The organism is Pseudopedobacter sp. (genome assembly GCF_040392825.1).
GTDB lineage: Bacteria > Bacteroidota > Bacteroidia > Sphingobacteriales > Sphingobacteriaceae > Pseudopedobacter.
Map to the genome: position 1 here is coordinate 1 of NZ_JBEBVH010000014.1, position 22,602 is coordinate 22,602.

Consider the following 22,602-nt stretch of genomic DNA (forward strand, 5'->3'; position numbering starts at 1 on the left):
ATACAGGTACTGGAAGAATACCATACGCTTATTAATCCCGGACAGTCTATACCTTACCATATACAAATGCTGACGGGGATTAGTGATGAAATGGTAGTGACTGCTCCCGTTTTTGAAGAGGTTGCGGCCAGGATATTCAACCTTTTACAGGATAAGATCTTTGTAGCACATAATGTAAGTTTTGACTATTCATTTGTACATAACCAGTTACGGGAAAGTGGTTATTACCTTAGAACATCCCGGCTATGTACCGTCAGATTGTCAAGGAAATGTTTTCAGGGGTTACCCTCATATAGTCTGGGTAAGCTGTGTCAAAATCTTGGAATAAACATTAACGGCAGACATAGGGCTTATGGAGATGCGCGGGCAACCGTAACCTTGTTCGAACATATATTGGCAGCAGACAATGGAGAGCTTATACATGAGCAACTGAAAAATATCAATAAGGAACATAGATTACCTAACCATGTACCTATGGAAGAGTTCGTACAATTGCCCGAAAGTCCGGGGGTATATTTTTTCAGAGATAGAAATGGAAAGTTGATTTATGTAGGTAAAGCAGTTAATATAAGAAAGCGGGTTTATAGTCATTTTACAGGAAATAGTACCAGTCAGCGCAGACAGTTGTTTATTAATAATATCAGCCATATTGATTATGAAGAAACCGGTACTGAATTAATGGCGTTGTTAAAAGAATGCCATTATATCAAACAGTATTGGCCAGAATATAACCGGGCACTAAAACAATATGAACCTAAATTTGGATTGATAGATTATGTAGACAATAGTGGTTTTATAAGACTTTGTGTTTGCAGATTGTCTATAGGCAGAAAGGCACTGCGTTATTTTGATAATGCAAGTGAAGCCACTCAATGTTTGTTAAGGCTTATAGAAGAGTTCTCTTTAGATAAGCGTTTGTGTATATTTTATCGGGATGTCAAAAATACAGAATCTGTAAATATTGTTTCAACTACAGCATTACGTGAAGAATTGCGTGCAGACGGACATAATAGTAAAGTAGAGCAAGCCATTGCTTCGCTGGAAGATCGGGCGCTTAGTTTTATAGTACTGGATAGAGGCAGAAATGCAGGCGAGAAAAGTTATATTTATTACAAGGATAATAAGATTTATGCGCTGGGCTACTTGTCATGCGACGAAGAGGTACAAGATATAGAACATTACATTAAGCAGGAAGACCGTTGTCATAGTAATTTTTACATGTGCCAGTTAGTGAAGCGGTACGCCGCTAATCATCCTAAGAGAGTACATTTTTTATTTGGGAGCTTTCTATAAAGATGATTTGCTGTGTCAATATGGCATTATGAGTTCTGATTATTTAAGACAGTATAGATTAGACTTATACGAATTGTTTTCAATGTCATTTTCTGTTAATTTTCAAACACAATTTTAAAGGTTGTTCCACTGCCCAATTGGCTTTTTACGAAAATGTTTCCTTTCATCATTTTGATATAATTGTATACAATATTTAAACCTAAGCCGGTTCCTTTTATGTGAAGCGCATTTGAGCCTCTGAAAAATTTTTCGAAAAGATGCTCCTGATCGGCCTGGGAGATACCTATTCCATTGTCTTTAAAGAAGATTTCCAAATATCCATCCTTTTTTATACTCAATATTTCAATTTTACCATTATCCGGAGAATATTTAATTGCATTTGAAATTAAGTTGATGACTATATGCTTAAATAACTTTGGATCTAAATTAATGTATAAATCACCTTCATGCTGGTATCGAATATCTTGTTGATTTTTTAATAGACTTCTGAGTTCGGCAATGGTTTCATTCATATAAGATGGAATATTGAAAGAACAATATTCCATCTTTATTTTATCCTCTTCAATCTTTCTAACAGTAAGGAAATCATTTAAAAGCCGGGTAATATAACTGACTGATGATAATATTCTATCGACATGTAAATCTATCTGGTCTGTTTTTTTTAATTCTAAATATTTAGAAATAAGCGTGGCTGATGAAAGTATAATATTTAGTGGAGTCCGAAGTTCATGTGAAGCAATACTAATAAATCGGGTCCGAATGGCAACTAGTTCTTGTGTCTTTCGAAGTTCATGTTTCAGTATTCTCTCTTTTTCCAATACTTCGGCTATACCTAAATAGGTCTGTTCCTTAAAGATCTCATTAGGAGGTAACCTCACGAGTGTTAATGCAACTTCCAGATTTGTGCCGTCTTTTTTAATAATAGAAGTATCAGTTCTTTTTTCCAGGTAATTATTTTCATCCAGATCCGAGATGTAGGAACTTAATGAAAGCCATTCTGTTTGGTTCAATCTGGATTTTTGCTCGCTATTTAGAAGATCTATCTTATTTTTTCCTATTTCTGCCGAGTCGTAACCCGTTCGATTTTCTGCCGTTGGATTTAATTGCTTGATATAACCGTCTTTATCCAGTATAAATAATAGGCTATCTGCGTGGTTCCATATCTTGTGTAAAAGGGTGTTATTTAGGTTAGAATCATTAAAAAAAGACGGCTTTTTAGAATTGGTAGGATGCTCCTTTGTTTCATGAATAACTGCCTTTTCATTTTTGGCAGGAATTAAAAACAGGATAAGAAAATTTTTTTCATTTTCCTTCTCCATACCAATATTTAAGTCAAATATTGTTTCTCCGGAGTTGGTATTCTTGATGCCAAGTTTTGTGAGACTTATAGAGGAATTTGTGCTATTAAAAAAGTTTTTTTTAAAATCCAGATAAGATTGGATGTTTCTTTCTACAATAAGTTTTTGAAAAGGTATTTTTGAAATAATTTCTTTGTTAATGCCCGTAATTTTCTGAAAATACGGGTTTATGTACCAAATAGAGTCGCTTTCATCGATCAAAGCGACTCCAAACTGGACCTTCTGATAACAGCTGTCCAATCTGGTTTTAATAATTTTTTTCATTGTGGAAGATTTGTTGTTTCTAAGTTATCGAATATAAATCGCTTTTAAAAGTTGTTAACTATGTGAATTGTATTTCCTATTAGTGTAAAGTTGCTTGTAAAAAATTTACAATTCGATTTACAACAGTATTTGCTTCATTTTATTTATAAAGATTTGTCTCTACATTTATAATGTTATTTAATTATTAGTTCTTGTTTGTGGTATAAAAATTAACTTTATGTGTAATATAAAAATCTTATGTGTGTTGTATTTAATTTTATTTATTACAGCATGTAGTCCACGAAGAAACCTGGTATATTTTAGTGATTTAAATAAGAAATCGGTAGACACCGGATCTGTCGTTAATAATGTAGAACCAAAAATACAACCAAATGATGTTTTGAGTATTACTATTAATACACCAAGTAGTGAATCTAATAACCTTTTTACCCTTAACTCTAGCTATATGAATAAAAATGGAATGGTAGAGCGTGAAGGGTATCGGGTTAGTAAGGACGGTTATGTTCGTTTGCCGGTGATAGGAGATATTGATGTAAAGGGACAAACATTGGAACAGGCGCAGCAAACTATAGCCAGAAGGTTGAATAATTATGTTAAAGATCCGCTGGTAAATATCCAGTTCCTTAATTTTAGGGTAACCGTCATAGGTGAAGTTAACCACCCTTCGACGTTTACCATTAACAATGAAAAAGTAAATCTTCTTGAGGCGCTGGGAATGGCGGGAGATATGACAGTATACGGTAAAAGAGAAAATGTGCTTATCATACGGGAGAGTGAAGGTAAGAGAATTATAACCCGTGTCAATTTAAACGAAAAAAACGTACTCAATTCACCCTACTTCTACCTAAAGCAGAATGACATTGTTTACGTCGAGCCAGATAAAGAAAAGGCAATCGAGTACAGTCCTAATAACCGCTTAATGCCATTAGTTGTCGCAACGATATCGGCAATAGCTGTATTGGGAACAGCATTGCTGGGGAGATAATTTATTGAGTTAAACATCACAAAACATCTACTATGAACTCAAAAAATCAAGAATCGTTAGAAAACAACGACAATGTTATTGAAAAGGTTAAAGGATACTTTAAGTATTGGCCTTTCTTTGTTCTGGCTCTAATTGTATGCCTTGGAGTGGCATATGTTTATATTCTTTATGCGACTCCTGAGTATAAAATAACCAGTACCCTGCTCATACAGGACGATGAAAAAGGAGACGGGTTGTTAAAAGGAACAGCATTTAGTGATCTAAACATGTTCCGAACTTCACGAACCGTTGATAATGAGATGGAAGTATTAAGATCAAGGGATCTTGTTTACAAAGTATTAGATAAAACAGGTATGGATGTAGAGCTCACTTTGCCTGGGACTTTTACAGATAAAATTTTATACGGCAAAAACATGCCTGTAAAAATCATTCCATATAAATTGAATAATGCAGTTTACGACAAAAAGTTTAAGTTTTCTATCCAAATAAAATCGGACTCTACTTTTACGTTATCTGTTAATAAAAAGGCCGAAGACTATAAGTTCGATGAATTGGTAAGAGGCAAAGGGTACCAGTTTAAAGTAGTTAAGGGGCCGGCTTTTAAAGCTACCTATCCAGCTATTGATTTACGTTTTAAAGATCTATATGCCCTATCAGAATATTATAGCTTAGCGGGAATAACCGTTTTACCGGTAGCAAAAGATGCTAATACTGTATTAATTACGATGTACGATCCGATTCCTCAAAGAGGGATGGATATTCTAAATGAGCTAATAACAGCCTACAATCAGGAAAATGTTGATACTAAGAATATAACAGCTAAAAATACTATAGCTTTTATAGATAAGCGATTGAAATATCTTACCAATGATTTATCTGGTGTAGAACAGGATGTGGAAAGGTATAAGCAGTTGAACCGTGTTACCGAAATTAATGCTGATGCACAAGTTAGTTTACAGAATTCCGGTGCTTATGATCAGCAATTGGCAGTTTCTAGGACACAGCTGGATTTAATAAATTCTGTAGAGGATTATTTAACTGAACCCGATACCAGGAATGAGCAGGTACCTAATGCGTTGGGTATAAAGGATATGATGCTTACAAATCTGATGGTCAAGTATAACGAACTTTTAATAGAGAAACAACGGTTGTTGAGGACCAACAGAGCGGGGAACCCATTGGTTGTAAGTATAGATGAGCAGCTTTCTGCACTTAAACAAAATATTTTAGAAACGCTACGCAATGTAAAAAGAGGTTTATCGCTGGAACGAAATAATTTACTGGCGAAATCTTCAAAATATGAATCAATGATCAGGAGTGTTCCGGTTATAGAACGAGGATTGCTGGAAAGAAGCAGAGAGCAGGTAGTAAAGCAAAATCTATATCATTACTTGTTGCAAAAAAGAGAGGAAACAGCCCTTTCTTTATCTGCCACAGTTCCTACATCCAAAGTGATATCTCAACCTGCTTATCAGACAAATCCGGCAAAGCCTAAGACCGCTCTTATTTATTTATGTGCAGTATTGTCCGGTTTTATCTTGCCTATTTCCGTTATTTATGGAAAAAACAGATTCAACAATAAGGTTAATCACATAAATGATATCCAAATTCCAATGGGAATGAAGGTTCTGGGTGAACTAACGCATAAAGATGATAATGGTACCGTTGTAGTAAAAAAAGGAAGCCGTACCACTATTTCTGAATTGTTTAGATACATAAGGTATAACTTAAGGCACTTAAGCGAATACGGGAATAGTCAGGTACTATTAATTACTTCAACCACAAAAGGCGAGGGTAAGACATTTTTCACAATAAATCTGGGTATAACCTTATCTATGGTAAATAAACGGGTAATTATTCTTGAGTTTGATTTACGTAAACCGGATTTGCTGAAAGGAATAAATATGGAGCAGAAGCAGGGAATTACAGATTACCTGGAGAATGATAATTCGGATATAGATCATTTAATCAGGCCTTCGACAGTTTCTCCCGGACTTTTTGTTATGGGGTGTGGGAAAATACCGGAAGATCCTTCGGAATTGTTAATGAGTCCGAAGTTAGACAACTTTTTCACGGAGTTAAAGAAGCGGTTTGACTATATCATTGTTGATACCTCTCCGGTAGGCCATGTTGCAGATGCTTTTAGTTTAGCTAAATATACAGACTCCAGCATCTATCTCATTCGGTATAATTACACAGATAAAGATCAATTGGCAGTATTGGAAGATATTGGAGCTACCAATAAACTAAAAAATATGCTGCTGGTATTTAATGACGCTAAGAAAAATAATAAGCAGGCTTATTCCTATGGAGGCTATGCTTATGCAGCGGGCTAGTTTGGATACTTGCCTAAAAATATACTTACAATCTACCTATATATAGCCGATACTTTAGATTTATCAACCCCCTTGATACATTAGTCTTTTAGCTGAAAAACATAATTCTAGCAGAATACAACCTTTTTAAGGTACAATAAACCAGAATGTAATCTCTAAAAAAAGTCATCATGTAAGTGAGTTGGCGAAGCCATGCCCTTTACTAAACCCTTTACTACCTATGGAAAATATGATTAAGCAGCAAGTTGATAAAAAATGGTTTGTTATATATACCCGTACGAGATGGGAAAAAAAAGTAGATCTATTGCTTAAACAAAAAGGAATAGACTCGTACTGCCCTGTCAGGACCGTTAAGAACCAATGGGCAGATCGGAAAAAAAACGTCGAATTACCACTTTTTAATTCTTATGTCTTTGTGAATATCAACTATAAGGAAGAGTTAAAGGTTAGGCAAACCCATGGGGTAATTAACTTCATTTATTATATGGGGAAACCAGCAGTGGTAAGAAACCAGGAAATAGAAGAAATCCAGGAAATTTTATGTCGAAACCAGGAAATAGAAGTCTCTAGTATAAGAGACCTTAATATTGGGGATAGGGTACTGATAAAAAATGGTGCATTGTGTAATCATGAGGGAAATGTTATACAGGTAGCTGGTAAAACAGTATTGATGGTCTTGAATAATCTGGACTGTGCTATTTATACAAGAGTCCCTCTTGCAGATCTAATGAAAAAGTAATCAGGATTATTCTCTAAAGGAACCTTTTCGCCAAATGAGTTTACGAAAAAAAACAATCTCTGCCTTAGCCTGGACTTATGGGCAACAAATAGGAGTACAGTTAATCAGTTTCGCAATTACAATAACACTGGCAAGAATACTGGTTCCGGAAGAATTTGGTTTAATAGCCATGATTACAGTTTTTATATCAATAGGGAGCCTGTTGGTAGATAGTGGGCTGTCTTCGTCTTTAATCAGAACAACAGAATCAAATCAGAAGGATTATTCGACCGTGTTTTATTTTAATCTGGCTGGTAGTATTGCAATTTATGGAGTTATTTATTTCGCCGCACCATATATAGCAAAATTTTACAATCACGAAGTTTTAAGCCCGGTTATCAGAGTTTATTCTATCACTTTTATTTTTAACGCTTTCTATGTAGTTCAGAATGCACATCTGGTGAAACAGATGAATTTTAAGGCACAGGCGCTCATACAAGTTCCGGCAATTATAGCAGCAGGTATACTTGCAATTTTTATGGCAAGATTGGGATATGGCGTTTGGAGTTTGGTATGGATGAACATTGTTCAATCACTCATTATCACCATATTTCATTGGGTTTGTTCGGACTGGAGACCGACATTGGAATTTAGTAAAGAAAGTTTTCACACCCATTTTCACTTTGGATATAAAATGACACTTTCTGGTTTACTGGAAATAGTTTATAAAAATATATATGTTCTTATTATCGGTAAAAATTACTCTGCAGAAAAATTAGGTTATTACTCAAGGGCAGAAAGTTTGAGCCAGTTACCTTCCGAAAATATAACAATAGCGATGAGTAAAGTGACTTATCCCATGTTTGCCTCAATTTCCAATGATAATGTAAAGCTGAAAGAAGTTTACAAGAAGCTAATGCAGCAGGTTATCTTTTGGAATGTAGCGATTCTTGTACTGTTGTATATTGTTGCAGAACCGTTAATCAGGTTTGTGCTTACAGATAAATGGTTGCCTGCAGTTCCGTTTTTTAAGATACTTTGCATTGCGAATATTCTATATCCGCTTCATTCCTATAATCTTAACATATTAAAAGTAAAGGGAAGGAGTGATCTCGTACTTCGGATAGAATCTATAAAAAAGACATTAAACGTAATCGCAATTTTGTTAATAGTGCCTTTGGGAATCTACGGATTGCTTTATTTTCAAATAGTTTCAAGTGTTCTATCTTACTATTTAAACTCTTTCTACAGTGGGAAATTTATCAATTATGATGTTAAAGAACAGCTCTCTGATATATCGCCTAGCATAGGCCTGGCTTTTTTAGTCGGTTTTATCAGTTATTGTTTAGATACATTCCTTTATAACTCATTATCTGTTCCGGATTTGGGCAGAGTGGTAACAGACTCTGTATTCTTTTTTGTGTTGTATTTAGCTCTCAGTTACGCTATGCAGTTTAATGCTATCAATGATCTTAAACAACTAATCTTGAAAAAATGATACCAGTAACAAAACCTTTTCTTCCTAAAGTGGAAGAATACGACAAGTATTTGGCTAGTATTTGGGAGAGGCAATGGCTAACCAATAACGGCCCATTGGTAAATGAGTTTGAGCTAAAGCTTAAAGAATACTTAGATGTAAAACATCTTTTGTATGTTTCTAACGGGACTATAGCTTTGCAAATTGCCATTAAAGCGTTAGAGCTTTCGGGAGAGATTATTACGACTCCATTTTCTTTCGTAGCCACCACCAGTAGTATTGTTTGGGAAGGATGTAAACCTGTTTTTGTTGATATTGATCCGGAGACGTTTAATATCGATCCGGGCAAAATAGAGTCGGCCATCACCGCTTCTACTTCTGCAATTCTTGCAACCCATGTATACGGAAATCCCTGCAATATAGACGCTATTCAGGAAATAGCAGATAAATATAACCTCAAAGTTATTTACGATGCAGCGCATTGTTTTGGAACTAAATATAAAGGCAAATCGGTTTTTGAATATGGAGATATAAGTACTACAAGCTTCCATGCTACTAAGTTATTTCATAGTATAGAAGGAGGAGCAGTTTTTACCCAATGTCCGGAGCTTTTGAAAAAAATGTCGTTTATACGGAATTTTGGACATAATGGGCCCAGTGATTTTAAAGAATTAGGACTTAATGGAAAAAACAGTGAATTCCACGCTGCAATGGGGTTATGTAACCTGAATTATGTGGATAGAATTCTTCAAAAAAGGAAGCAGCTTTCTTTTTACTATTGGAAAAAATTAGAAAAATTAAAGGCATCTTATCCAAAACTAAATGCGGATCTGGATTATAACTATTCCTATTTTCCTGTACTTTTTGATACGCAAGAGCTTATGCTGAAATGCATAGCAGCTTTGGAAGCAGATAAAATTTATTGTCGTCGTTATTTTTATCCCGCATTGTCGCATTTGCCATATCTGCCAGATCAAATGCTACCTGTATGTGAAGATATATCAGAACGTATACTTTGTTTGCCGCTTTATCATTCTCTAACTTTTGCAGACCTCGATTTCATTACAAGAATTATACTGAGAGTGCAAAATTACGAAGATACATCGGTGCCAAATGTTCCGATAGCTTTACAGCAGGAGTTGGAAACTATTTTAAAAAGTAAAAATAACTGACATGAATAAACAGGAAATAATCGTGAGCATTTGCTGTATAACTTACAATCACGAAAGCTATATAGCTCAGGCAATTGAGAGTTTTTTAATGCAGAAAACAAATTTTAATTATGAACTTATTATAGGTGAAGATTGCTCTACAGATAATACCCGAGCCATAATTGAACAGCTTTGTAAGAAGTATCCAGGGAGAATTAAATTAGTAGGAGGATCAAAGAATGTGGGTGCCGTCAGGAATCACCTCAACGTAATTCAGGAAGCCAGGGGCAAATATATTGCGACATGTGATGGAGATGATTATTGGATAGATCCATTGAAGCTGCAAAAACAAGTAGATTTTATGGAAAATAACCCTGACTATACAATATGTTGCCATTATACCAGGGTTATTAATGAAAAAGGAGAATTGGTTTATGAGAACCCCTTACCAATAAGGTTGGAATATCATTACGAGGACGTATTAATGGGAAACCGAGAAGAAACCAGAATGTGTTCATTAATGGTTAAAAACAACCATCAGGTAAGAGATATAAGTAAACAAGATTGGTACTACAAAACTTATGGATCAGATACCTTATTTAAACTTTTTGCGCTTTCTAAAACAGCGGGCAAAATGTGTGTACTACCAGAAGTGATGGGAGTGTATCGCTTGCATCGCGGTGGTGTATGGAGCTTAATAGATAGTAACATCAGAAAAAACAGATCTATTGACGACTTCAATATCATGATTAGCAATTTTCAGTATTCCTCATCGCATAAAAGGAAACTGCTGGCTTTTTATCTGAACCGGTATTTTCTTTTTGATATCAAGACCTTAAATATATCGCGGGCATTTTATACCCTTTTTACACTTATTTGATTTTGAAATTTAATTCAGTTATGCCTAAAAAATTACTTTTTGTAATCAATAGTTTACAAGGTGGAGGGGCAGAGAGAGTCTTAAGTTCTCTCGCTGTTTTTTTCCACAGTCAAGGTTATTCGGTATCTATTGTTTGCCTAAATTATGCAGAGCAAGCTTATGATATTCCCCAGGGCATAAAACTTATTTATCTAACTAGAGACCGCAGGATCGGAATGCTATATAGAGTTTATTATGCATATCGTACTTATAGTAGATTGCGTCGTGTCTTTAAAACAGAAAAGCCAGACTGCGCTATTTCATTCATGACAAGTGCGAACCTATGGACGGGTTTTGTAGGTATGCTAACAAGAACATCTTACATTGTTTCTGAGCGAACAAATACCGATCATATAAAATCTTTAAATATTATACAACGTTGGTTTTTGCATAATATTTATTCGGCATCAAAGTGTGTTGTAGCTCCTTGTGGTGGTGTTGAGGCAGCATTGTTGCGTACCGAGGCCCTAAAAGGTATAAATAATATTAAGGTAATAATTAATCCAGTAAAGGCTCTGGGGCCCATTTCTAAGAAAGCTGTTAATGAAAGGAAATATATTCTGGCTGCCGGTAGACTTTGCTATGAAAAGGGATTCGATTTATTAATTGAGGCTTTTGCCTTGATAAAAGATAAAAATGTTGATTTACTTATTGTGGGTGAAGGAGAAGACAGGGAAGTATTAGAAAAGCAGATTGACAATTTGGGCTTAATAGAGCGGGTAAAGCTTATTGGAGCCCAAAAGAACATACAGGATTATTACAATAATGCAGATTTATTTGTGCTTTCGTCCCGTACCGAGGGTTATCCGAATGTATTGATAGAAGCCATGAGTATGGGATGTCCAAGCATAGCAATGGATTGTGAGTTTGGCCCATCAGAAATTATCAGACATGAGGAAAACGGATTGCTTGTAAAAGAGCGAAGCGCAGAAATTCTATCACAAAATATAGATAGACTTTTGTCAGACAGACTCTTAAGTGCGAGATTAAGTGAGAAAGCAAGGCTCATTAACTTCACTAATTCTACGGCGGCGGTTTATGCCGAATGGGAAAAGCTTTTATATGAGCCTGTAAGTTAAGGCTTATGTACCAATCAGATTTAAGCTATTAATTACAATAAAATTTATTGTTATGAAAATACCTTTTTCACCACCTTTTGTTGATCAGGCTGTGATAGACAGCGTGATGGACACACTCCATTCTAAATGGATTACTACTGGACCAAAAGTTAAAGAACTGGAACAGGAAATGTTGAAATTGACGGGATCTAAAGCCGCTATCTGCGTGAATTCATGGACTTCGGGAGCTATTATGATGCTTAAGTGGTTTGGTGTGAAGGAAGGAGATGAGGTTATTGTTCCTGCATATTCTTATTGTGCTACGGCTTTGTGTGTTTTGCATGCGGGGGCTAAGCCGGTTATGGTAGATGTGCTGGATGATTTTACAATTGATCCGATTAAGGTACGACAGGCAATTACCGAAAGAACCAAAGCAATCTTAGCGGTTGATATAGCTGGATGGCCGTGTAATTATACCTTACTTAATACTATAGTGAAAGATTCGTCTGTGACGATGATGTTTTACCCGGAGACGGAAAATCAATTGAAATTAGGAAGGATACTTTTAATTTCTGACGCTGCACATTCTATTGGAGCTACTTACCAGGGAGTTCCTGCAGCACAAAAAAGCGATATTACCATCTTTTCTTTTCATGCAGTCAAAAATATTACAACTGCAGAGGGCGGATGTATCTGCTTAAATCTTCCGGATGCTTTCGATATTGAAAAAGAATATACTTTCCTAAAGATGTATTCTTTAAACGGGCAAACTAAAGATGCTTTTACAAAAACAATGGGCACATGCTGGAAATACGATATTATCTTTAATGGTTTAAAGATAAACATGCCAGATATCTGTGCAGCGATTGGGTTGGCTCAGATCAGGCAATACAAAGATTTATTATTACCGGTTAGAAAGAAAATTGCTCATAAATACTGTAATACATTCAGACTGTTTAGCTGGTTTGTACCGCCACCTTTACTGGATAGCGAAAGAGAGTCTTCTTACCATTTATTCCCCTTACGTGTAAGAGACATTACAGAAGAAGGAAGAGATCAAATAATTAATTATTTGATAAGCAAGGGAATTACAGCCAATGTACATTTTATTCCTATGCCCATGCTTACCTATTTTAAAAGTATTGGCTATCAGATAGAAGATTATCCAAATAGCTACAAACAATATGCTTGTGAGATTTCTCTGCCTATTTATCCGCAATTAACTAATGTAGAAATAGATTATGTTATTATAAATGTGATAAATGCAGTTAAAGAGCAGTTGTACAGAAGTAAAAAAGTATTAAAAAATGCTTCTTAAAAGGAGGTTGCCATGTCGATAAAACGAGTGTTTGATATTGTTATGTCATTAACAGGCATTTTAATATTCCTCCCAATATTTATTATCATATCTGTGTTGATTGTACTGGATTCCAGAGGTGGAGTTTTTTATGGACAGCACAGAGTGGGAAAAAATAAAAGGAGCTTTATTCTGTACAAATTCAGAACTATGCTTACCGGATCTGATAAACAAGGGCTGCTGACAGTTGGTGACAATGATAAAAGGGTAACCAGGAGCGGCCGTTGGTTAAGAAAATATAAGTTAGACGAGTTACCACAATTGTTTAATATCCTAAAAGGAGATATGAGCTTCGTAGGGCCGCGTCCTGAAGTAAGTAAGTACGTGGATCTGTATAATGAACGCCAAAAGAAAATACTGAGTGTAAAGCCTGGTATAACCGATTGGGCATCTATAAAGTATATGGATGAAAATGAAATGCTGGCAAATGTTCCTGACCCGGAAGATTATTATATCAGATATATTATGCCCTCAAAAGCAGAAATTAATCTTAAGTACGTTGCAGAACATAATTTTTGGACAGACATTAAAATCATCTTTCTCACTATAAGAAACGTTTTCTTTAAAGACAGGTAGTTGATTGGTAAAAACATTTTTGATACAAAATGAAGACATTAAGAATCTTAGATTGGCCTAAACAACGTTTTTACTCCGAAACTCATCCATTTTACCGATGGAAAAATCAGTTTAAAGAAAATGGTTTAGAGGTAAGTTGCCATCATAAACATACTGATAATAAAATTAAAGATGCGGATTACTTAATAGTCCATTCCAGGTACTTCGACATGGGCTGGCAGAATATTAACACCAGAAATGAACAGAATACTGAAGAAGTACTGACTTTTTTAAGCGAGATGCGAAAAACTGTTAAACGGCTGATATGGTTTGACGCAGCAGATTCAACCGGCTCTCATGATTTCTCAATAATACCAATGGTAGATGTTTTTTTAAAGAAACAGGTTTTAAAAGACAAAAGCTATTATACAAAAAGAAATAATATACGTATCTGGTTAAATAATCAACAGCCCGAAAGTCATATCAATATGTTTGATCCCTGTCCGGTCTCTCAATTACATAAAATTAAGGTAGGATGGAATATAGGGTTGAATGATTACAGATATTTCGGTTACAAAATGAGCCGGTTAAGTAATTATTTAGGTTATAACCTATATCCAATAAATTTTAGCAGCGTACATAAGCAGAGAGCTCTGGATCTAACCTTCAGAGGAACAATTCATAAAGATTGGACTGGTTCTTATAAAATTTCAGAACAGCGTAATAAAGTTCTGACATATTTAGATGCAACCCCTTTAACAGTAACAAAAGGTCCTTCGGTAGCCAAAAGAAAATATTGGGAAGAGTTAAGGAATTCAAAATTATGCATTAGCCCTTACGGTTGGGGAGAAATTTGCTATCGTGATTTTGAAGCCTTTATTTCCGGATCTCTATTAGTTAAACCAGCTATGGAACATTTGGATACTTATCCAAATATTTTTATTGCAAACGAAACTTATATTCCATTGTCATGGGATTTGGAAAATCTCTCAGGTAAATTGGAAGACATAATAAGTAATCATAAGCATTACAAAGAGATAGCCAATGAGGGCCAGCAAATGTATAAGTGTTTGGTCTACGATTCACAGTTGTTTATAGAAAATATAAAAAAGGCAATTAGTTGATAAACATAGTTTTATGAAATATATTGTTGCTTTATTGATGGTTTTGTACCTATACGCATTAACCTATGGGGTTTTTATGACAGAGATTTTTAGATTACCAGCTCCAGTATTATTTGGTATCCCTTTAATTACGCTGTTTAGAACAAAGATTAATAATTTTTTATATACAAAAGAATTATTGGTATTACTAATCTCAGTATTCTTTTATTATGTAATAGGTTTACAGGAGCTAAAATCTTTTACTTCCTATGCTATTGGAATACTTATGTGCAGTCTCTATTTTAATAACTTCATAGGGAATAGCAGCCTGCGCTTTAAAGTATCTATATATGTGTTTTATGGGTTATTAATTTTTTCTGCTATAGTAATGGTCATGGATCATTTCTACCCGGGTACAAAGCAGATTAGAGAGTTAATAATGGACGAAAAGGTAATGCAAAGTCCTTCAGGTATTGCGGTTTATCAGTTTACTTTTGGCTACCAGCTGGCAGCACTTGTTCCATTTCTATTTATCTATACAGTTTTGTTTCAAAAACATTTTCTGTTTAAAATTATAGCTTTTTTGATTTGCCTTGGTTTTTTGTACTTGGGGATGCAGCGATCTGCTTTTGTTGGTTTTGTATGTTGTGTATCTGTGTTTATGCTGCTCTACTACCGTCACAAGGCAGTTGTAATTTTGTTTTTAGGAATTATAGCGGCAATAACGTTTTATACGACAGTTTTAAAAGACAGTACAGATGAAACAAACAACATTCTAACAAAGAATATCAATAACGACGATGAATTCAATCGCTCTGGTCTAATGCTGGAAAATTTGAATATATATTCCGAATATCCTCTAGGGCTCATATTTTACGGTAAAAATTGGGGCGACGTAATTTACAGAAATCCAGTTTTTTCTTCTGGTATAACATCTCATAATGCCTATTTAATGTTCGTTACCTATTTGGGGCCTATAATAGGTATTATTCTTTTATGGATAATTTACAGCCAAGTGCTTAAGATATCTGTTCATGCAGTAAAAAGTATTCGAAAGCCAGAAAATGCATTGCTCATATGTTTATGTTTTTCCTTTTTAGGAGCATCTATAAATTCATTGTCTCATAATGCATGGCTGATTAGCGCAGATGGACCAACACTATTTCTATATTTCAGTATTCTACATTTGAATAGAATGCAAAACTCCTATTAATATGTTATTTTCATTTGTTATTCCCACTTATAACCGGTCTCAAAAAGTTGTCCGGTCAATAGATAGTGTATTAAAACAGCCTGATTGGCAATCATATGCCGAAATTTTGGTTGTTGACGATGGCTCTACCGATAACACGCTGGAAATTTTAGAAGATTATATTGTCCGGTATCAGATAAAACTGATTAAACATAAAGAGAACAAAGGAGTAGCGGCGGCCAAGAACACAGGAATTCAGCATGCAAGTTTTGAATATGTAGTTCTTTTGGATTCGGATGATCTGCTTTGCGAAAATGGCTTAAATTATTTGATAAAGAAATTAGGTGAAAAAGAGATAGATATGTATTTCGCCGGTTCCAAACTAATGAGGAACGGGAGTTTGATGTATAACCCAAATTTCTATGGATTTAAATCTTACAAAGAAATGTTGACCCAATCTGTTGGTGAATATTTGCCGATTTGTCGAACGAAAATACTTAAAGAGAACTTATTAGAAGACTTAAGGGGATTTGAAAGTATAACATGGTTGAAAATTGTCAAAAAGGGACATAGTGTTTTTTTTGATGATAAGGCTATAAGATTATACGATGATATTGGGGAAGATAGGCTATCTAACAGGTTCAGTGGTTTTCGAAATGCGAAGAAAATGAACGTAGGATATAATAATTATTTAACTGAGTTTCGTTCAGACTTAAAAAAACTTAGTTATAGAAATTATCTAAAAATCCGCTTTAAAGCCTTGTGCTACTCAATTTTAGCATCTTCTAAATTGGTTTAATGATATTTAAATCTCTGGCTATGAAAAAAAAAGTTTTTTTTGTTGTAAGTCATCTTGGGGCTGGTGGATCCGAACGTGTTTTTTGGATTCTCTCAAAATACTTCGATAAGACAGCTTTTGATGTAAGTTTGGTTCTTTTAGATTCCAGGAATCCTTTCTTTCCAATAAATTTAGAAAATGTTAATCTCATTAATCTTAATACAATTAAAGCGTCAGCGTCTTTTTTTAAGTTATGTAAATTGATTAAAGAAGAACAGCCGGAAGCCATTTTTTCAACCGGTGGTCATATTAATACTTTACTAAGTTTTGTATCGCTTTTCGTTCGTATTCCCTTGTTAATAGGCAGAGAGTCCAGTGTGTCAGATTTGATGGCGAGGTTAGGTGGGATAAAAGAAAAATTTTGGGATTTATTTGTGCCTTTTACCTATAAGAGAGTAAACATTGCCATTTGTCAGTCTCTAGAAATAAAATACACTATGGCAAATCATTACCGTATTGATAAGAATAAGCTAGTTGTGATACACAATCCAGTACTGACAACGAACCTTATAGCAAAGGAAGAACAAGAATCAGATACAAAAAAAATTATTATTGTCGCTCGTTTAGCGGTAGAAAAAGGGATTCTTTGCTTTCTGGACGTTATGAAAAAACTGCCTGTAACTTATTCGCTAACTATTGTTGGTCAGGGGCCCTTAGAGCAGGAAATCAGATCTAAAATAGAGAAACTTAAACTAACTGATAGGATAGAGTTAAAAGGTTTGGTGAAGAATGTTCCCGAACTGATTTCACAGCATCATCTGATGGTTTTGCCTTCAATAGCAGAAGGTTTTCCTAATGTAGTGCTGGAGTCTTTTTCTGTGGGTGTTCCAGTGGTGGCATTCCGGGTAAGTGGAATAAATGAATTATTACGTCATGATTTCAATGGATATATAATAGATCTGGGGGATTTACAATCATTTGAAAGAGCAATTTTAAAAGCCTGTAATAAACATTGGGATCGTGAATCTATTAAAAATGATGTTGACAAGCGATTTGGAGTAAAGAAAATAGTAAAACAATACGAAAACCTGCTTGCGTCTTATAACAGCTTATGCTTTAAATAAACTTATACCTTCTATATATGTGTGGAATTTATGGATCTACCGTTAAGTACAACGACGATGTTATACTTACTAAATTAGGAATTATTAATTTTCGTGGTCCGGATTACTGCGGAATAATGGAAACAGATAAGATAATATTAGGACACAATAGGCTAGCGATTCTGGACTTAGATAAGCGTTCTAATCAGCCATTTACTTATCTTCATTTAAAGATCGTATTCAACGGTGAGGTTTATAATTATAACGAGATAAAAGCAGATTTAGCTAAGAAAGGTTATTCATTCTCAACAACTTCTGATACTGAAGTTATATGTGCCGCATATTTAGCTTATGGAAAGGAATGTGTGAACCTGTTTAATGGAATGTTTGCTTTTGTAATTTACGACGAAAAAAAGCAGCAACTGTTTGGCGCTCGCGATAGGTTAGGCAAAAAACCTTTATATTATAGTCATCAGGGAAAGGTCTTTGAATTTGGAAGCCAGTCTTCTCAAATAAAAATAAATAGAAATCTCTCTTTGGATTATCAGTCTATAAATGACTACCTGATTTGGGGATACATACCAGAACCGAAATCAATTTGGCAAGAAATAAAGCAGCTGCCTGCAGGAAGCTTGTTCTGGTACGATTTAGAAAATGGGAATTTAGAAATAGAAAAATATTGGGATATTGATTTTGAGCGAATAAATCAGTTCAAAGGAGATTATCACGAAGCAAGATCTGTATTAAAGGATCTCTTATCCGATGCTGTTTCATTGAGGATGCATGCAGATGTACCGCTTGGGGTATTTCTATCAGGTGGAATAGATTCGTCTTTAATAGCAGCTATAGCCGCCAGTAAAGCAAATAAAGTAAAAACATTTTCGATCAAATTTGCGGAAAGGGGATTTGACGAAAGTCAATATGCGATTCAGGTTGCAGAGAATCTGAGGACAGAGCACCATACCATATTGTGCAATTATGACGAGGGGATAGATTTGATTAATAATTTCTCATCATATTATGATGAGCCATTTGCAGATTCAAGTGCTATTCCAACTATGTTACTAAGTAAGCATACCAGAAAGAAGGTAACCGTAGCTCTCAGTGGCGACGGAGGAGACGAAGCCTTTTCGGGCTATTCGAGATATAAGTGGATTAACTTGGTAAATAACAGTGTATTTAGAGTTCCGTTACCTCTTCGTAAATCAATAGGTAAGTTAATTTGTATGTCACCAAATTACAAACATAAATTGGTGGGAATGGGAATTGGAGTTAAAGATATTGAAAGTCTTTATATTAAAATGTTTGGAGGTTTAGAAAATTCTTGGATTGCTGAACCGGAACGGGGAATGGATACACAGTTTTTACATATTTTCTCGGATATTCCAAGTAAAAACTTTCTGGAAAAAGTATCAGATTTCGATATAAAAACATATTTAAATGGTGATATAAATACTAAAGTAGATAGAGCCTCTATGGCATTTTCGTTAGAGTCACGAGCACCATTAATGGATTATAGAGTCATAGAATTTAGCAGAAGTCTGCCATTAAGTTTTAAATATTCTAGTGGAAATCAAAAGGCTATTCTCAAAGATATTCTTTATGATTATTTACCTAAGAAGTTATTTGAAAGACCGAAATCTGGTTTTACCATGCCCTTTAAAGATTGGTTTAGAAATGAGTTAAAGGCTTATGTTATGGATAATCTTTCGAAAACAGAACTTGAGAATATACCAGGGATAAATGTGAAAAGGACGCAGGAGATAATTAAAGAACATATGGATGGTAAGTGGAATAGGTACCCGCAAATTTGGAAGTTATTAGTACTTTCTCAATGGTTGAAGATACATAGCCGGTAAAATTATGGAAAATAAGATACTTTTTGTTACGTCAGGCATGAACAGAGGCGGAGCCGAAACCCAATTGATAAAAGTCGCTCTTTTCCTAAAAAGTATGCAATATAGGATTAAGATTATATCTCTTACCCCAATCAATGAGTTTGAAATAGATTACGAAAAAGAAGGTATTCCGGTAATATTTCTGAAAAGCTGGCAAGGTAACTTTTATTTTAATTTAAGAACCCTTTACGTTATCACCAAAAACTACAAACCGGATGTGGTTATCGCCTTTATGTTTATTGCCATTATTTTTGCCCGTTTACTAAAGATCCTTTTTAAATTCAAACTCATCTCGAGCATTCGCATAGCAGCACTTCCCAGAAAATGGTATATCCCTTTTAAGATCACAAATGGATTGGATGACGAAATAGTTTATAATTCGGTAGCTTCTAAAACAGATTTTGAGAAGAAAAGGCTGGTGAATATTAAGGGAAAGGTGATACACAATAGCATTTCGATTCCCAAAAAAGAAGATATTTTAAATGTTAAATCTATTGATTTTGTTTGGATATGTGTAGCGCATTTTAGGTGGAATAAGGACTATGAAACTTTGTTTCGGGCAATAGCTAAGCTTAAAGAACTAAATTTTCGGGTAGATATAATAGGCGGATTGAACGAAAAATATTTGTCCTGGGCTGAGTTAATGATTAAAGATTTAGAAATTGAAAGCCATGTAAGAATACTGGGATTTAAGTCGGATGCACAGACCTATTTACAGCAATCCGACGCATTCGTTTTGTCGTCTTTTTCAGAAGGTATGCCTAATGCACTGTTAGAGGCTATGGCAAACGAAAAGCCAGTTGTAGTGACGGATATAGAATGTAACCGATTGATATTAGAATCTGCAGAATGTGGATTTTTGTCTGAAAGAGAAAATCCAACAGATCTGGCAAATAAAATGAAAGCACTGATGGCGTTAAGTGCCAGACAGCGATCTGCTATGGGAGAAAAAGGAAAAACTTATATAGCAGAAAACTTTTCAGAAGATGCTGTTATGCAGCATTGGCTTTCTACTGTTCGGTCAATAGCATAATCATCATAATCAAAACCATTATAAACCTGGAACGGATAAGGATTGTCCGTTCCAATTCTTATTGATTAACATAATATTATGTGTGGAATTTTCGGAACCATTAATTTAAGCGTTTCAAACAGAGCGTCTGAGGTTTTTTGTAGCCTATTTCATAGAGGTCCTGATGACAGGGGATTTTACCAGAAAGATAATATTGAGCTTTATCATACCAGGTTGGCCATTCAAGATTTAAGCGAGATGGGAAAGCAGCCTATGTGTAAAGAAGGCTTAAGCATAGTTTTTAACGGGGAAATTTATAATCATTTGGAATTGAGAAAGAAATATGGACTTTATTCACCCTCGACTTCTGATACCCAAACAATCCTTATGCTCTATAGAAAGTTGGGCATTAGTATGTTGGATGAATTTGATGGCATGTTTGCATTCGCACTCTATGATGAAGCAGAAAAACAACTGTACCTAGCTCGCGACCGAGCTGGAAAACGGCCTTTATATATATATCAGAAGGGAGAAGCATTTGCATTCTCTTCCGAGCTGAACGCTTTGTATAAAATAACCCGACCTGCAATTAATTACGGATCTTTATCATCCTACCTATATATAGGCTATCATTATAAAAAAGATACTCCTTACAAAGAGATTTCCGATTTACAGGCGGGAACTTATTTACAAATAGATACAGTTACAGGAAATTACGAAATTAAAAAGTGGTTTGATATCAGTAAATTTTATTTTAAACAAAGCCAGATAGAATATGCAGATGCAATACGAGAATTGGATTCCAGATTAAGATTGGCTGTAAAAAGAAGAATAGAGAGTTCTGATTTAGATGTGGGCTGTTTTCTTAGTGGAGGAATAGATAGTGGTCTGGTAACAGCTATTGCCGCAAATTATAAAAAGTCTCTAAAAACGTTTACCGTAAAATTAGATGGTGCATATGACGAATCTATGCTGGCGCAAGAGGTTGCCCTGCAATATGGAACCGATCATAAAGTAGTGGACATATCGTTTTCAAATCTAAGAAATGATATTGAAAAAATTCTGATCAGTTACGGTGAACCATTCTGTGACAGCTCTGCAATACCAAGCTATTACGTTTCTAAAGCAGCCAAACAATATATAACTGTAGTATTAAATGGAGATGGTGCCGATGAGCTCTTTGGAGGATACAGAAGATATGTGCCGTTTAGATACTTTGATTTTTTCAATACTTCTACCTTTTCAAAAACTGCTTTTAAATCACTCTTAAATTTGCTTCCTATAGCAAACGAAAAAAAAAGCAGGTATAATTACTTCTATCGTATGCTAAAATTTGGCAGCTACAAAAAGGATATTGAATTATATACATCAGCCTCTTATGATCTTTTGGTGGGATTTGAAAAACATTTTATAAAACAACCGGATTTGAAAGAGATTGAAGATGATTTATTGAGGTATAAAAGCTATAAATTATCTGCATTAAGTAAGATACTTCTTATTGATTTTGAGGCCATTTTATTTAGCGATATGCTTCCGAAAATGGATATCGCGACAATGTCTAATTCTTTAGAAGGAAGAAGTCCGTTTCTATCTAAAGAAATACTAGAGTTTGCTCCGGGTTTGAAAGACAATTTTAAAATCAATAACCTGCAGACCAAATATATCTTAAGAAATCTGGCAAGAAAATATCTTCCTGAAAACTTAATCAATCAGCCGAAAAGAGGTTTCGAAGTTCCTTTGAAAAAATGGATGGAAACCGAACTTAAGGAAATCGTTAATGACTATTTGCTATCTGGAAGTGCGATCTATCCGCAGTTGATTGAGAAGAAGTTTGTAGAAAACTTACTTTCAAAAAAAGTGAAAATATCAGATGAGCGGCGCGCTAAAATCTTATACAATATTTTCGCTCTGGAAGTATGGCATAAAAATTTAAAATCTAACATGATTCCTCTTAGCGGGGCTCCTTATCGTTTAGAAGAACTCCAGCTTTCTTAGTAGAGTTCCATATCAACAAAACATATTCTATTAACCTTTAATAATTCTAT

At 34.8% G+C, this 22,602-nt stretch carries 18 protein-coding genes; 17 read left to right on the top strand and 1 reads right to left on the bottom strand.

All coding sequences use genetic code 11. The features are described 5' to 3' along the window. Nucleotides 1–1,293: exonuclease domain-containing protein (locus ABWO41_RS01955; RefSeq protein ID WP_353132600.1), on the top strand; the 1,293-nt coding region annotated here is incomplete at its 5' end. A 95-nt stretch (nt 1,294–1,388) separates the two neighbouring features. Here ABWO41_RS01955 and ABWO41_RS01960 read toward each other — a convergent pair. Next, complete coding sequence (locus tag ABWO41_RS01960; protein WP_353132603.1) at nt 1,389–2,915, bottom strand: sensor histidine kinase; 1,527 nt, start codon at nt 2,913–2,915, stop codon at nt 1,389–1,391. Nucleotides 2,916–3,132: 217 nt separating this feature from the next. Here ABWO41_RS01960 and ABWO41_RS01965 point away from each other — a divergent pair, with 217 nt between their 5' ends. The 16 genes from ABWO41_RS01965 to asnB (ABWO41_RS02040) all read left to right on the top strand — a co-directional run bounded on the left by ABWO41_RS01965 (nt 3,133) and on the right by asnB (ABWO41_RS02040) (nt 22,552). Next, a complete protein-coding gene (locus ABWO41_RS01965) occupies nt 3,133–3,900 on the top strand; it encodes a polysaccharide biosynthesis/export family protein (RefSeq protein ID WP_353132606.1) in 768 nt (255 codons plus the stop codon). Nucleotides 3,901–3,932: 32 nt separating this feature from the next. Then, nucleotides 3,933–6,236 carry a GumC family protein gene (locus tag ABWO41_RS01970; protein WP_353132609.1) on the top strand — a complete coding sequence of 768 codons (2,304 nt, stop codon included), beginning with the start codon at nt 3,933–3,935 and terminating at the stop codon, nt 6,234–6,236. Between the two features lie 220 nt (nt 6,237–6,456). Next, complete coding sequence (locus tag ABWO41_RS01975) at nt 6,457–6,975, top strand: UpxY family transcription antiterminator (protein WP_353132612.1); 519 nt, start codon at nt 6,457–6,459, stop codon at nt 6,973–6,975. A gap of 34 nt (nt 6,976–7,009) precedes the next feature. Further along, nucleotides 7,010–8,452, top strand: a complete 1,443-nt coding sequence (locus ABWO41_RS01980; RefSeq protein ID WP_353132615.1) for a lipopolysaccharide biosynthesis protein — start codon at nt 7,010–7,012, stop codon at nt 8,450–8,452. Continuing rightward, a complete protein-coding gene (locus tag ABWO41_RS01985; protein ID WP_353132618.1) occupies nt 8,449–9,603 on the top strand; it encodes a DegT/DnrJ/EryC1/StrS family aminotransferase in 1,155 nt (384 codons plus the stop codon). The genes ABWO41_RS01980 and ABWO41_RS01985 overlap by 4 nt, the downstream gene beginning before the upstream one ends. 1 nt (nt 9,604) lies before the next feature. Next, nucleotides 9,605–10,462: a glycosyltransferase gene (locus ABWO41_RS01990; protein WP_353132620.1), complete on the top strand. Its 858-nt coding sequence runs from the start codon at nt 9,605–9,607 to the stop codon at nt 10,460–10,462. 20 nt (nt 10,463–10,482) lie between these two features. After that, nucleotides 10,483–11,580, top strand: a complete 1,098-nt coding sequence (locus ABWO41_RS01995) for a glycosyltransferase family 4 protein (protein ID WP_353132623.1) — start codon at nt 10,483–10,485, stop codon at nt 11,578–11,580. A 52-nt stretch (nt 11,581–11,632) separates the two neighbouring features. After that, on the top strand, nt 11,633–12,877 hold the full coding sequence (locus tag ABWO41_RS02000) for a DegT/DnrJ/EryC1/StrS family aminotransferase (RefSeq protein ID WP_353132626.1): 1,245 nt from the start codon (nt 11,633–11,635) through the stop codon (nt 12,875–12,877). A 12-nt stretch (nt 12,878–12,889) separates the two neighbouring features. After that, nucleotides 12,890–13,492: a sugar transferase gene (locus ABWO41_RS02005; RefSeq protein ID WP_353132629.1), complete on the top strand. Its 603-nt coding sequence runs from the start codon at nt 12,890–12,892 to the stop codon at nt 13,490–13,492. Nucleotides 13,493–13,521: 29 nt separating this feature from the next. Further along, entirely contained in the window at nt 13,522–14,595 is a 1,074-nt protein-coding gene (locus ABWO41_RS02010; protein WP_353132632.1) for a glycosyltransferase family 1 protein, read from the top strand. Nucleotides 14,596–14,608: 13 nt separating this feature from the next. Further along, nucleotides 14,609–15,787, top strand: coding sequence for an O-antigen ligase family protein (locus ABWO41_RS02015; RefSeq protein WP_353132634.1), 1,179 nt, complete (start codon nt 14,609–14,611; stop codon nt 15,785–15,787). 1 nt (nt 15,788) lies between these two features. Continuing rightward, entirely contained in the window at nt 15,789–16,565 is a 777-nt protein-coding gene (locus ABWO41_RS02020) for a glycosyltransferase family 2 protein (RefSeq protein ID WP_353132637.1), read from the top strand. Between the two features lie 20 nt (nt 16,566–16,585). After that, nucleotides 16,586–17,668, top strand: coding sequence for a glycosyltransferase (locus tag ABWO41_RS02025; RefSeq protein WP_353132640.1), 1,083 nt, complete (start codon nt 16,586–16,588; stop codon nt 17,666–17,668). 17 nt (nt 17,669–17,685) lie between these two features. Next, nucleotides 17,686–19,506 carry an asparagine synthase (glutamine-hydrolyzing) gene (gene asnB / locus ABWO41_RS02030; protein ID WP_353132643.1) on the top strand — a complete coding sequence of 607 codons (1,821 nt, stop codon included), beginning with the start codon at nt 17,686–17,688 and terminating at the stop codon, nt 19,504–19,506. 4 nt (nt 19,507–19,510) lie between these two features. After that, nucleotides 19,511–20,578 (top strand): glycosyltransferase, encoded by a 1,068-nt coding sequence (locus ABWO41_RS02035; protein WP_353132646.1) that lies wholly within the window; start codon nt 19,511–19,513, stop codon nt 20,576–20,578. 78 nt (nt 20,579–20,656) lie between these two features. Then, nucleotides 20,657–22,552, top strand: a complete 1,896-nt coding sequence (gene asnB / locus ABWO41_RS02040) for an asparagine synthase (glutamine-hydrolyzing) (RefSeq protein ID WP_353132649.1) — start codon at nt 20,657–20,659, stop codon at nt 22,550–22,552. Nucleotides 22,553–22,602 lie beyond the last annotated feature (50 nt).